This is a genomic window from Companilactobacillus ginsenosidimutans, from assembly GCF_001050475.1.
GTDB classification, from domain to species: Bacteria; Bacillota; Bacilli; order Lactobacillales; family Lactobacillaceae; genus Companilactobacillus; species Companilactobacillus ginsenosidimutans.
The window spans coordinates 2,454,735-2,469,055 of sequence record NZ_CP012034.1 but is presented as its reverse complement, the minus strand read 5'-3'; the positions used below and the strand labels follow the sequence as shown (position 1 = coordinate 2,469,055).

The window sequence follows — 14,321 nt, the reverse complement described above, 5'->3', positions numbered from 1 at the left end:
TCAAATCAAATTTGAGGGGGAAGTTGGTATGAATACCGTCTTCTTAGTTTTACTACTTGTTGCTGCAGTTGTTGCCGCAAATGCGTTATACACCAGATTCAGTATAGTCCCTGTAGCCTTTCTCCAAATTGGTGCAGGCTTAATCCTATCTCTATTCCCAATTTATAAACATTTTGAATTAGAACCTGAGGTATTCTTATTAGTTATTATTTCAGTATTGATGTTCAATGATGGTCAAAAGACTAGTCTGCGTCGACTGACACATGAATTTGGGACAACATTTTCATTATCAGTTGAACTTGCAATTGTATCAATTCTAATTATTGGATTTTTGACACACTTGGTTCTCCCAAGTTTGTCGTTGGCACTCGCTTTTGCACTTGGTGCAATCATTACGCCAACGGATCCAGTTGCGGTTTCATCCATCACCAATAAAGTTATGGTGCCAACTGAGGTAATGTCGACCTTAGAAAATGAGTCATTATTCAACGACGCTTCTGGTATCGTTGCTATGAATTTGGCCATTGGTGCAGCCGTCACCGGACAATTCTCCGTTTGGAACGGAATTGGTAACTTCTTATTTGTATTTTTCGGTGGAATTATTGTTGGGGCAATTTTAGGTTCAATTATAGTTAGAGGCCGAATTTTTCTAATAAATAGTAGTGTTGACACTCCTTCTGTTATCGTTCCGTATACACTTTTGACCCCATTCGTAGTTTATCTAATTGCTGAAGCTCTTGGTGTATCAGGAATTTTAGCGGTAGTTGTAACTGGACTAATTCACGGTGTGCAACAAGATCGACTGAGATTAACTTCATCGAAACTACAAATTGTTATGTCATCAACTTGGTCCATTATTGCTAGCATTTTAAATGGAATAGTATTTATCCTATTGGGACTGTCATTGCCAAGAGTAATAATTAGTCTTCACAGACGAGGAACCGGTTCAATATTATTACTAGTGGCCATTGGTGTTTTGCTCTACTTAGTTATGACTCTTCTTAGATATTTATGGACAAAACTTGATTTTGCCAAAATACGTGCTTGGGATAAGCATGATAAAAATAGTAATAGTGTAGTTATAGCGCTTAGCGGTGTCCACGGAACTATCACGTTGGCAATGGCATTCTCATTACCACTAACTTTGGATGGCAATGCATTTACTTTTCGAACTGATATTATCTTTATTGCGTCAGTGGTAATTATTACAAGTCTCTTAATACCGACACTTGTCCTACCTTTAATGCTTCCTAAGCAAGTTTCCAAGGTCTCGGAAAAAGATCTGACAGTTGCCAAAGATAAAATGGTGAATAATGCATTTCAAACCATCAAATCAATTCATGGCAACGAACCTGGAATTCTCGAAGTAATCAATATTTTAGATGGGCAACGTACCGTTGACGGACACGTTAATCGCAGCAAATTGAGTGATATTTTTTCCAAATGTTTCGAGCTTGAGGAAGAATCAATCAATCAAAGTTTGGATAAGGAAGAAATCAGTTCACTTGATGCACAATTATTTATGAGAGTTGCGCAAAGCACCAATCTTAGATATCAACAAAATGGATTTCAAAGATGGCGACTATTCTTCAAATTCAAAGTCGGTACTAGATTTTCTCCTAGCAAAAAATCCCGTCAGTTTAGAAAACAACTTCGTCAATTCAAACCAAGGAGTGGTACTAGCCGTGAGGAAATGATCAAGCGTAACAGACAAATGTGGTCAAATATGCAAACCATTGAAAAGAAACCCTACTCTATAGTTTCAAATTACTTGATGAAAAATCCAGATAATTACGATACAAAAGAAATCAGTATTGTTAGTCGTGCATATGACGAGAGACACCGGAGACTTTCAGGATCCTCCGGTGAATCTATTATTGAGGCTCAAAACGAACTATTGATCAAAGCTTTTCAATATGAATACAACTTCATTCAAGCCCAGGTAGCTTCTAAGAAATATAATAGTGAACTTGGTAATGAATTATATGAACAGATTTCTACTGATCAATTAGTCTACATGCAATCAATTAACGAAGCATAGAAAAAAAGTCAGGCCATAATGGCCTGACTTTTTATTTTTTCTTAAGTGCATCTTTTGTACGTTTAGTATCACGTTCAAGAATTGGACCTAAATACTGTCCTGTGTAGCTCTTTTTAACTTTAGCAATATGTTCTGGTGTTCCGGTAGCTACTACTTTTCCGCCACCTTCTCCACCTTCTGGTCCAAGATCAATGACCCAATCAGCTGATTTTATAACATCCAAGTTATGTTCAATTACTAAAACAGTATTGCCTTCATCAACTAATCTTTGGAGAACGTCCAGTAAACGTTTGATATCATCCGTATGGAGCCCTGTTGTAGGTTCATCAAGAATGTAGAAGTTCTTACCATTAGACTTCTTGTAAAGTTCTGATGCCAACTTCATTCTTTGAGCTTCACCACCGGATAACTGTGTAGCTGACTGTCCTAGTGAAACATAGCCTAAACCAACATCAACAATTGTTTGGAGTTTTCTCTTGATACGTGGAATATTACTGAAGAAATCTAATGCTTCAGCAACTTTCATATCAAGTACTTCAGAAATATTTTTACCCTTGTAGGTAACTTCCAAGGTTTCTGAATTGTAACGTGTGCCATGACAAACCTCACAAGGAACATAAACATCAGGTAAGAAATTCATTTCGATTTTAATGATACCGTCTCCACGACAGTTCTCACAACGTCCGCCTTTGATATTGAAAGAGAATCTTCCCTTTTTATATCCACGTAACTTAGCCTCATTTGTTTGTGAGAACAAATCACGAATATCATCAAAGACACCCGTATATGTTGCCGGATTACTTCTTGGTGTACGACCAATTGGACTTTGATCAATGGCAATCATCTTTTCCAACTTGTCATATCCGGTAATTTTCTTATATTTACCGGGCTTTTGAGAATTATGATTCATCTTTTGTGCTAAGGCACGCTTTAAAATCATATTTACTAAGGTTGATTTACCGGATCCAGAGACCCCAGTAACCCCAATAAATTTACCTAATGGAAATTTAACATCAATATTCTTTAAGTTATTCTCAGCAGCACCAGTGACTTCAACAACATCACCGCTACCAGCACGACGCTCAAGTGGAACAGGTACAAATTTCTTTCCTGCCAAATATTGACCAGTTAGAGATTTTGAATTCTTCTCCACCTGTTTTGGAGTTCCGGCAGCAACGATTTCACCACCGTTTTCACCAGCACCAGGACCGACATCAATCAAATAATCGGCAGCACGCATAGTATCTTCATCATGCTCGACAACAATTAACGTATTACCAAGATCACGCATCTTCTTCAATGAATTAATCAATCGATCATTATCACGTTGATGCAATCCAATTGATGGTTCATCAAGAATATACATGACACCAGATAAGTTAGAACCGATTTGTGTGGCTAGACGAATACGTTGTGCTTCACCACCAGAAAGTGTTCCAGCAGCACGAGACAATGTCAAATAATCCAAGCCCACATTAATTAAGAAAGCTAGTCTGTCTCTGACTTCTTTCAAAATTGGTTTGGCAATAACTGTATTTTGTTCACCTAATTTTACTGATTCGAAGAATGGTAATGAATCTTTGATTGAAAAATCAGAAGCTTCAGCAATATCCTTACCTTCTATTTTAACGGCTAATGCTTGGCGATTTAATCTTTTACCATGACAAACAGGACAAGTAAGTTCCGTCATGTACTTACGCATAACTTCACGGGTAAAATCACTGTTTGTTTCGTGATAACGACGATTAATATTCTTCAACACGCCTTCAAACGGAACATCAACATCCCTAACACTTCCAAAATCATTTTCGTAATGGAAATGGAAGTTCTTACCATCTGAACCGTTTAAAATTAAGTCACGTTCACGTTTTGATAGCTTGTTAAACGGTGTATCCATATTAATCTTGAAAGTCTTAGCTGCTTGAGCCAACATTTCAGGATAATATTGAGAGCTAATTGGGTTCCAAGGAACAATTGCGCCTTCATTTAAGCTCTTACTTGGGTCAGGAATCACCAAATCAACATCGACTTCTAACTTCATACCTAAACCATCACAGGCCTCACAGGCACCAAATGGTGCGTTAAATGAGAACAGTCTTGGTTCAAGTTCACCAACAGTAAATCCACATAATGGGCATGAATTCTTCTCAGAGAATACCATTGGTTCTCCATCAATAACATCAGCTGTCATGTATCCGTCTGATAATCTTAGGGCAGCTTCAACTGAATCAGTTAATCGTGATTTGATGTGATCATTAATAACGATTCTATCAACGATAACATCAATATCATGCTTTTTATTTTTGTCTAATTCTAAATCTTCGGAGACATCATGAACTTCTCCATCAACACGAATACGGACGTACCCTTGTTTTTGAATTTGTTCCAAAGCCTTTTTATGTTGTCCTTTTTTTGCACGAATAACTGGAGAAAGTACTTGTAACTTTGTCCCATCATCCAAGTTTAAAATTGAATCTACCATTTGTTGAGCAGATTGACTGGTAATTACCGTTCCATCATTAGGACAGATTGGTGTCCCCACACGTGCCCAAAGTAGACGCAAATAATCATTTATTTCTGTGACGGTTCCGACGGTTGATCTTGGGTTTTTTGAAGTCGTCTTTTGGTCAATTGAAATTGCGGGACTTAACCCATCAATTGAATCGACATCTGGCTTGTCCATTTGTCCCAAAAATTGTCTAGCATATGATGACAAACTTTCAACATAACGTCTTTGCCCTTCAGCATACAAGGTATCGAATGCCAATGAACTCTTACCGGAACCAGAAAGTCCAGTCATAACGACTAATTTATCTCGTGGTATTGTTACATTAATATTTTTTAAGTTGTGAGCACGTGCTCCATGAATTACTATTTTATCGTTCAGCATACTTAATTCATTTCCGCCTTTAACTCTAGAATTGTGTCACGTAAGTTGGCAGCTCCCTCAAAATCAAGTTTCTTAGCTGCTGATTCCATTTGCTCAGTTAAATTGCTGATCAATTCGTTCTTTTGTTTCTTAGTCATATTATCGAAGTCCAAGTTCTCTTCGGTAATTTGTTCTTTTTCAGATGAAGAATTATCAACCTTATGGAACATTGAAATTGCGTCACGTATAGGCTTAACAATAGTCTTAGGTGTAATTCCATGTTCCTCATTGAATTTCTCTTGGATCTCACGTCTGTGTGCAGTTTTATCAATGGCTGCTTTCATTGAGTCGGTAACTTTGTCAGCATACATGATAACTTTACCATGTTCATTTCTGGAAGCACGTCCAATAATCTGAACCAATGAACGTTCAGCACGCAAAAATCCTTCTTTATCAGCATCCAAAATAGCAATCAAGGATACTTCAGGAACATCAATACCTTCACGAAGTAAATTAATACCAATCAGTACATCAAATTTACCAAGTCGTAAATCACGAATAATTTGACTTCGCTCAATTGTTTTAATATCACTGTGTAAGTATCGAACCTTAATTCCCAGATCTTTGAAATAGTCAGTTAAATCTTCCGCCATCTTTTTGGTCAAAGTTGTGACGAAGACTCTTTCGTGCTTTTCAACACGATCATTTATCTCAGCAACCAAATCATCAATCTGCCCCATAATAGGCCGGACTTCAATTTTTGGATCAAGTAACCCAGTTGGACGGATTACTTGTGTAGCAATGTTAGGTGTTCTCTCTAGTTCATATGGACCAGGAGTAGCTGAAACGTACATTATACGTTTAACATGTTGTTCAAATTCCTCAAGTTTCAAGGGACGGTTGTCCAAGGCACTTGGCAATCTGAAACCATAGTTAACTAACATTTCCTTTCTGGCACGGTCACCATTATACATGCCACGGATTTGTGGCATAGTAACGTGAGACTCATCAATCATAATATTGAAGTCATCAGGGAAGAAATCAAGGAGAGTGAATGGTGGCTCACCTTCAGCTCTTCCTTCCATATGACGAGAATAATTTTCGATACCAGATGTATAACCCATTTCACGCATCATTTCGATATCGTATTCTGTACGTTGTTTAATACGTTGTGCTTCTAGTAACTTGCCTTCGCTTTCAAATTTTTTCAACTGTTGATCTAGCTCTTTTTGAATCCGAGTTAGAGCTTGTTCCATACTGGCATCACTGATCATAAAGTGAGTAGCAGGGAAAATCCCGATATGATCCATCGATCCTAAAATTTCACCAGTTAAAGCATTCATTTCGATAATTCGATCAATTTCGTCACCAAAGAATTCGACACGAATGGCATTATCATCTCGTGAAGCTGGGAAAATATCAACTACGTCACCACGAACACGGAAACGTCCACGTTGGAAATCAATATCATTACGCTCAAATTGATTTTCGACCAAATCTTCCAACAACTGATTACGAGATATTTCTTGTCCAACTCTTAGTGAAATAATACTGTCGGCATACTCTCTAGGATCACCCAAACCAAATATACAAGAAACCGAGGCAACAACAATAACGTCATTACGCTCAAGCAAAGAACTTGTAGCAGAATGACGTAATTTATCGATTTCATCATTGATACTAGAATCTTTTTCGATATAAGTATCACTTGATGGAACATATGCTTCTGGTTGGTAATAATCATAATAACTGACAAAATATTCGACAGCATTATTTGGGAAGAACTCTTTCATTTCACCATAAAGTTGACCCGCAAGAGTCTTATTGTGAGAAATAATTAGAGTTGGTTTATTTAAATTCTTAATTACATTGGCCATGGTGAAAGTTTTACCTGTACCCGTGGCACCTTCAAGGATTATTTCTTTTTCACCTTTCTCAAAACCCTTTGTGAGTTTATCAATGGCTTGTTGTTGGTCGCCGGCTGGGGCATATTTTGAGACCAAATCAAACTTATTATCATTCGCTCTATCTATCACTTTGAACCCTCCCAAAGCCAAAAAATACATCTAACTCAAACAGAATTAGATGTAATTTGCGTTAGAAATAATATATCGAATATATATTAACATATCGAACATACTTTCGCTATTTATTTGGATTTTTTGAAAGTCGAGGGATGATTGCAAAAATAATCAATCCCACGGCGAATAGAAAACTTAGTGAAGCTGCTCCAATTGTGGATTTACCAGTCATTTGTGTGACAATTGCCACGATAAATGGACCCATAACAGCGGAGAATTTACCTAAAATATTATAAAATCCAAAGAATTCGCTTCCCGAATCTTTAGGGATTATTTTACCGAAATACGATCTACTCAATGCTTGGAGTCCACCTTGCGATGTACCAACCATTACAGCCAAGACCCAGAAGTCAAAGGAATTCTTGAGGTTTAAAGCATATAAGCAGATGAAGAAATAAACGACAATTCCAACAATAATACCTACTCTGGTTGAAGTTTTATCAGCTAGCATTCCAAATAAAATCGAAAATGGGAAGGCAATTAGTTGAACCACCAATAAGACAATCATTAACTCGGTAGTTTTAACCCCAATATCCATACCAATGGACGTTGCCATAGTAAAGATTGTATCAACACCGTCTATATAGAAGAAATAAGCTACTAAAAACCATGCTACTTGTTTGTACTTTCTGATATGTTTAATCGTCTCAAATACTCGCTTGAAACTTCCCGCTAATGGGGAGGTAGTTGGAGCGACTGAGAATTTCTGACGAACATTTTTTTGTAATGGAATGGCAAAGACAAACCACCATACAGCCGCAATGACGAAACTCCATCTTGCTATTCCAGTGCCATCTAAAGTTCCAAATCCGTCAGTCAAATTGATTACTAAGAACAACATGAATGAGATAACCCCACCTAGATATCCATATGCATATCCGTGAGTTGAGATTCGATTCATATCTTTGTTATCGGCGACATCAGTTAAAAAGCTATCATAAAACAAATTACTAGCAGAATATCCGATTGCTGAAATAATGTACACTCCTAAAAGCATACTCCAGTGTTTTGCTGGAACTAACGCGAGCCCAAGTGTAGCGACAACACCTAGCCAACAAAATCCATTCAATAAACGTTTTTTAAAATTGGGATAATCGGCAAGTGCTCCTAAAAATGGCGCCAATATTGATACTAATAACGTACCAAAACTGTTTGCATATCCCCAGTATGCGGTGGAACTTGCTGCCGACACATGGTCAGCTTGAGCTATGGTTTTAAAGTACACCGGCAAAACAGCCGTTGTAACTATGATTCCATATGATGAGTTTGCCCAATCATATAAAATCCAGCTCCATTGTTTTTTGTTAATTTTCAAATTGACACCCCTTAATTTTTGAAAACATCGTCAATGCATGAACCTGCAATTTCACCTTCAAATTTCAATCCTAAGAGTTTAGCAAAGGTTGGTGCTTCATCCACCAAGTTTGCTTTTTCAACGGTAGTTCCTTCTTTTATTGCTGGCCCATTAAAGACCAGTGTTGTTTGATAATCTGATTTTCTTGGATCGTAGCCATGAACACCGTGGTATCTATCGGGTTGACCTAAAGTCTTCGAATCAACGCGCTCAACTACAGATGGACGCTCGCTTTCATCTGTAAAGTAATATCCGGCTTTTGCTTCAACCATCAAACTACAATTTTGGTCGGCACCACGTTCAAATGCCTCTTTTGATGTATAAACTTTTTCTACACCTTCAACATTTTCAACCAACTTCTTCAATTCATTCAGTTGATCAAAATTTTGAGTATAGATATAAGTTGAACCGTCACAAGTTTTGGCCATAGCTTGCCAATCTTTTTTGAAAGTTTGATCATCATTGGCATTCAACCAACCTTTTTTTGCGAAAAGAGTATTTAAGTGAATCATTTTAGTTACATTGATTTGGTAGTGATCCCCTAAAATTACAAAATTTGTATCATCGAATGTGCCTGCATTTTTAGTGGCTTGTATCAGTTGTTCAACATGTTTATCTAGTCGATGTAAGGCTGCCATTGCTTCAGTGGAACGAACGCCATATCGATGACGCATACTGTCCATATCAACCAAATGAATCATTGTCATATTTGGTTTCTTGTTTTCTATCGTATCAACCGCGCATGCAGTTATAAAATTATCCAGTTGAGGCTGTTTAATTCCATTTCGTAACTTGCCATATTTATGATTCATTTCCAATAAGAACAATGGTGAACTGGCCTTTAACGAAACTAACACTTGATTAGTCCAAATTCGATTAGGAAAAATTTCGGCAAGATTGTAATTAATTTTGCTTCCAGCAGTTACTGGCCACAAAAATGCGGCTGTTGTTAATCCAGCCTTTCGCGCCAAATCATAGACCGTTGTCGATTTAACATCCTTTTGATACCAATACCAATCAGGAGAACGACGCTCTGGTTGAATTTTAGTATTGTTGACAATTCCATGAACACTCGGATATTGACCGGTGATAATTGATGTATGTGACGGATAAGTCAACGTGGGATAAATTCCCGTAACCGATTTAACCCAACTTCCACCATTTACCAATTTATTGAGAGTTGGTAATTCCTCTTGGTGTTCTCGAATATCACGAAATCCTAATGAATCCAGTGAAATGACAAGTAAATGTTGATTTGATGACACAATAAAAATCCCCTTTTAAAATCACACTTCGATACAAAATATTATATCGCAGTTACTAAAGCGATGTCACAAGGTTCAATAAACATAAAAAAATAGATGTGAAAAAAATTCACATCTACATTTTAAATATTCAACTGAAAACAAATTTTAAACTCTAAGCGATTACAACTAGTGACTTAATAGCCTCACGATTTGTCATTGCTTGATAAGCATCATCGATTTGGTCTAGAGTAAATTCTTTTGTGAAAACCTTTCCAGGATGGATATCACCATCTAAAACGGCTTTCAACAACAATTGTTTATCATAAGTCGTAACAGAAGCAGGCCCACCAGCTACGGCAACATTCATACCAAATGATTGAGTCATATCCATTTTTGGTTCGTGTGGAAGACCAACGCGTCCAACAATCGCACCCGGACGTGCTGACTTCATAGCGGTCTCATTGGACAGCTCAGTGCCGACACATTCCAAAACAGCATCAGCACCAGCGTTATTCGTCAATTCCATTACTTTAGCAATACCTTCATCACCACGTTCGGCAATAATATCTGTTGCTCCAAATTCAATTGCCAATTTTTGACGATCTTCATGTCGACTCATCGCAATAATTTGTTTAGCTCCACGCATCTTAGCAGCAATAACACCACAAAGACCGACAGCACCATCACCAACGACGACCACACTGTCACCACGTTTAACGTTGGCAACACGTGCAGCATGATAACCAGTTGCCATAACATCAGCCAAGCTCAACAAAGAATTTAACATACTATCAGAATAATCTGCAGGTTTTCCAGGAATCTTGACTAAAGCCCACTCAGCATGTTGAAATCTGATAAATTCTGCTTGATTTCCACGGCTGAAATTATCTGTATGATCCTGGCAATCACCATCAAAACCAGCTAAACAGGCGGGACAGTGTCCACAGCCATGTGTAAATGGAGCAATTACAAAATCACCAGGTACAAAAGTTGTGATTGCTGAACCGACTTCTTCAACAATACCAATGGCTTCATGTCCATTGTTTTGTGAATTTGCATCCTTATCTTCAAATCCACGATATGACCACAAATCTGATCCACATACACAAGTACGAACAACATGAATAATTACATCATCGTCTGCTTGAATCGTAGGTTTATCAATTTCTTGAATAGCAACTTTTCCAGCTTTAACAAATAAAGTATTTTTCATAACGAAAGCTCCCTCTTGTCTAAAATATTATTCCCAAGTTTCAATAACTTTGGCAAATCCAGCAAGTTTCTTGGCAGCACTGTCATCAGAATCACTAGTAATTCCAATGTAGAATTTCATTTTAGGTTCAGTACCTGAAGGACGAACGGCAACCCAAGTACCGTCTTCAAGGATAAATTTCAATGCATCAGCCTTTGGAAGTCCGGTGTCAGATACTTGACCATCCTTAGTGTCAGTCTTGTTCAAGTAATCCAATGACTCAACAACTTTGACACCATTGATTTCTTTAATTCCTTCCTCACGGAATTCTTTCATCATTCCCGCCATGCGGTCCTTACCTGAAACACCATCAAAAGTCTTTGAAATAGTTTGTTCACGGTAGTAACCAAACTCTTTATATAAGTCTTCAAGACCATCATAAATAGTTTTTCCTTGTGATTCATAATAAGCAGCAGCTTCAGCAAGCAAAATTGTTGATTGCATGGCATCCTTATCACGAACAAATGGTTTAACTAAGTATCCATAACTTTCTTCAAATCCGAATAAGAATTCGTGACTCTTATCGTCTTGGAAGTTCTGAATTTTTTCAGCAATATACTTGAATCCTGTTAAAACGTTATACATCTTAACGCCATACTTATTAGCAATGGCAGTAGCTAATTCAGTTGAAACAATCGACTTAACGGCTGCACCATTTTCAGGCAACGTATTAGTATCTTTCTTAGCTTTCAAAATATAGTTTAGCAGTACTGACGCAATTTGATTACCTGTCATCAATTTATATGAACCGTCAGGTTGACGAACAGCTGCACCCAATCTATCAGCATCAGGGTCTGTAGCAATTAAAATATTAGCTTCAATTTTTTTACCGAGTGAAATTGCCAAATCAAATGTTTGAGCAAATTCAGGATTAGGAAATGGAGTTGTTCCAAATTCGGGGTCAAGAATAGCTTGTTCTTTAACCATATTGAAATTGTTGAAACCTAAATCTTGGAAAATTCTTGGAGCAATCATTTTACCAGTACCATGAAGAGGAGTATAAACGAACTTCATATTCTTACCAACATTATTAATTAAATCGTGGTTAACAACTACGATATCAAGTTTTGCCAAATATTGTTGGTCAACATCTTCACCAATCAACTGCATCAACTTTTCTTCACGGAGTTTATAGACAGTCTTAACTTTGATGGCAAACAAGTCATCAGCTTTTCTGACATAATCAGTAATCTTGTCAGATTCGACAGGTGGCATTTGACCGCCATCTGGACCATAAATCTTGAAACCATTGTATTGTTTAGGATTGTGACTAGCAGTGATCATGATACCTGCGTATGTATTCAAAGTTCTAACCGCAAATGATAATTCAGGAGTTGGTCTCAAACTATCGAATACGAAAGTCTTGATATTGTGAGCTCCCAAAACCTTAGCAGATTCAATTGCGAAATCTTGTGAGTGATAACGAGAATCAAAACTAATAGCAACACCACGAGCCTTAGTTTTCTCATCCAAAGTATCCATAAATAAAGCTAAACCTTCGGCAGCCTGTCTTACTGTGTAGATATTCATGCGGTTAATTCCAGGTCCCAAGACCCCACGCATACCAGCTGTACCAAATTCCATAGGTGCATAAAAAGCTTCTTCAGCTTTATCATCATCATTTTTCAATTCGGCCAATTGTTCTTTTAACTCAGGATCCAATTCAGAATAATCGAGCCATTTTTTCATATTTTCTTGCCAAGCCATTGCTAGTCCTCCTACTTTGTAAGTCCTTACATTTTATTATAGCAATTTTCCACGATATTAGTAGTTGTTAGAGTAAATTTATTAGTAAAATTATAGTGCTTTGATGGATTATTTTAGTAAAACAGTTTAGATGTTACTTGAGTTTAGTGATATTAGCTTAAAAATGGGTTAAAAACATTTATGTTGGAGTAGATTGCTGTTTTGTGTGGTTCACTGCTGTCCTACGGTTGGGATTATACAACGCTGGAACGCCATGGACATCAGTTTGAGCTTTTTTCACAGACCGAAAAAATCTCAAACCTGAGTCTTTTCCTAAGCCGGGGGCATCCCCGACTAAGGAAAATTTCATGGCTGAGCATTGTATAATCCCGCCCTTCGGACGAGGATATCAATCAATTTATTCTTTGGTGGGTGGGGCCAAAGATTGGACATACGTGCTCTGTTTGGGTACTTACTAACCTATTTACTTTGGTTTTGAAAAATCTTCCATTCTAGATTATCATCTGATTAATCATTTAATACAAAAAGCAAAAAAAACAGTTTTCCTCAGAAAACAAAAAAAAGACCCAATCCAATTCTGAATTGAGCCACCTAATATATATATTTGTACGTTTCCAAACTAACTTTGATGTTTGAGGATCACTAGCCCGTAGGTCAGGTTTTTGGGGGCCAAAGCCGTGAGATCCTTGTTTGCATGCCATAGGGCATGCTTACAAGGAGGCCGATTTTCGAGACCGCACTATGGCTCGGAAACGTGTCCACAGCGTCCACGGCCCCCAAAAACCTGACCGGAGGGCGGAAGTGAACCGCATAATCACATCAAATTATTTTGCAGAAACTTTAGCGTCTGACAATGTTTGAATATAATTGAATGCTTCTTGACCAGCTATTGCACCTTCACCAACAGCATTAGCAACTTGACGCAAATCCTTCTTGCGAACATCACCAATAGCATAAACTCCGGCAACGTTTGTCTTCATGTGTGTGTCAGTATCAATCCAGCCAGCATCGTCAAGAATACCCAAACTCTTGAATGGTTCTGTCATTGGTTGGATACCTACATAAATGAATGCACCTTTTGCAGGTACTACGTGTTCTTCACCAGTTTCTTTGTCTACATAGCGGACACCGGCTACTTTATCGTCTTCACCGACGATTTCTTTTACGTCGGCGTTCCAAACAAATTTAATTTTATCATTCTTGAAGGCACGGTCTTGTAAGACTTTTTGTGCACGCAATTGGTCACGACGATGAATAATTGTTACGGATTTTGCCATTTGAGTTAGGTAAACTCCCTCTTCAACAGCGGAATCTCCACCACCGATTACGGCTACATCTTGATCCTTGAAGAATGCACCATCACATACGGCACAGTAAGATACTCCACGTCCTGATAATTCATTTTCACCAGCAACGCCGATTTTCTTATATTGTGAACCTGTTGCAACAATTACAACTTTGGCTTCGTAATCACCGTCATCTGTGTGAACGATCTTACGATTACCGTTATCTTCAACTGATTCAACAGCACCGTAACCAAATTCTGCACCAAATCTTGTTGATGAATGATACATTTTTTCACTGAGGTCTGGTCCTAAAATAGAATCAAATCCAGGATAATTTTCAATTTCAGCGGTGTTATTCATTTGGCCACCATAAATACCACGATCTAAAATCATTACTGATAAATTAGCACGTGATGCGTACAATGCGGCTGTTAGTCCACCAGGACCTGCACCTATTACTACTACGTCGAATTCTTTCATGCGT

Annotated in this window: 8 protein-coding genes; 1 reads left to right on the top strand and 7 read right to left on the bottom strand. The window is 37.8% G+C overall.

The genetic code is table 11. From position 1 onward, the window contains the following. Positions 1-28 precede the first annotated feature (28 nt). Positions 29-2,041: a cation:proton antiporter gene (locus ABM34_RS12220; RefSeq protein ID WP_048706116.1), complete on the top strand. Its 2,013-nt coding sequence runs from the start codon at positions 29-31 to the stop codon at positions 2,039-2,041. A gap of 31 nt (positions 2,042-2,072) precedes the next feature. Here ABM34_RS12220 and uvrA read toward each other — a convergent pair whose 3' ends face one another. The 7 genes from uvrA to trxB all read right to left on the bottom strand — a co-directional run bounded on the left by uvrA (position 2,073) and on the right by trxB (position 14,317). Further along, the gene (gene uvrA, locus ABM34_RS12215; protein WP_048706115.1) at positions 2,073-4,931 is read right to left on the bottom strand and encodes an excinuclease ABC subunit UvrA; all 2,859 of its coding nucleotides are present in this window, start codon (positions 4,929-4,931) and stop codon (positions 2,073-2,075) included. Positions 4,932-4,933: 2 nt separating this feature from the next. After that, on the bottom strand, positions 4,934-6,976 hold the full coding sequence (gene uvrB, locus ABM34_RS12210) for an excinuclease ABC subunit UvrB (RefSeq protein ID WP_417924660.1): 2,043 nt from the start codon (positions 6,974-6,976) through the stop codon (positions 4,934-4,936). A 79-nt stretch (positions 6,977-7,055) separates the two neighbouring features. Beyond that, complete coding sequence (locus tag ABM34_RS12205) at positions 7,056-8,306, bottom strand: MFS transporter (RefSeq protein WP_048706111.1); 1,251 nt, start codon at positions 8,304-8,306, stop codon at positions 7,056-7,058. A gap of 11 nt (positions 8,307-8,317) precedes the next feature. Then, positions 8,318-9,610 (bottom strand): alkaline phosphatase family protein, encoded by a 1,293-nt coding sequence (locus ABM34_RS12200; RefSeq protein WP_048706109.1) that lies wholly within the window; start codon positions 9,608-9,610, stop codon positions 8,318-8,320. Between the two features lie 154 nt (positions 9,611-9,764). Then, a complete protein-coding gene (locus ABM34_RS12195) occupies positions 9,765-10,805 on the bottom strand; it encodes a zinc-binding dehydrogenase (protein ID WP_048706107.1) in 1,041 nt (346 codons plus the stop codon). A 27-nt stretch (positions 10,806-10,832) separates the two neighbouring features. After that, positions 10,833-12,551: a phospho-sugar mutase gene (locus tag ABM34_RS12190; RefSeq protein WP_048706106.1), complete on the bottom strand. Its 1,719-nt coding sequence runs from the start codon at positions 12,549-12,551 to the stop codon at positions 10,833-10,835. A gap of 824 nt (positions 12,552-13,375) precedes the next feature. Beyond that, positions 13,376-14,317 (bottom strand): thioredoxin-disulfide reductase, encoded by a 942-nt coding sequence (trxB, locus tag ABM34_RS12185; protein ID WP_048706103.1) that lies wholly within the window; start codon positions 14,315-14,317, stop codon positions 13,376-13,378. Positions 14,318-14,321: the final 4 nt, after the last annotated feature.

Excerpts from the sequence above, each read along its gene's own strand:
- ABM34_RS12220 (WP_048706116.1), top strand. The coding sequence starts at position 29 with ATGAATACCGTCTTCTTAGTTTTACTACTTGTTGCTGCAGTTGTTGCC.
- uvrA (WP_048706115.1), bottom strand. The coding sequence starts at position 4,931 with ATGCTGAACGATAAAATAGTAATTCATGGAGCACGTGCTCACAACTTA.
- uvrB (WP_417924660.1), bottom strand. The coding sequence starts at position 6,976 with ATGTATTTTTTGGCTTTGGGAGGGTTCAAAGTGATAGATAGAGCGAAT.
- ABM34_RS12195 (WP_048706107.1), bottom strand. The coding sequence starts at position 10,805 with ATGAAAAATACTTTATTTGTTAAAGCTGGAAAAGTTGCTATTCAAGAA.
- ABM34_RS12190 (WP_048706106.1), bottom strand. The coding sequence starts at position 12,551 with ATGGCTTGGCAAGAAAATATGAAAAAATGGCTCGATTATTCTGAATTG.
- trxB (WP_048706103.1), bottom strand. The coding sequence starts at position 14,317 with ATGAAAGAATTCGACGTAGTAGTAATAGGTGCAGGTCCTGGTGGACTA.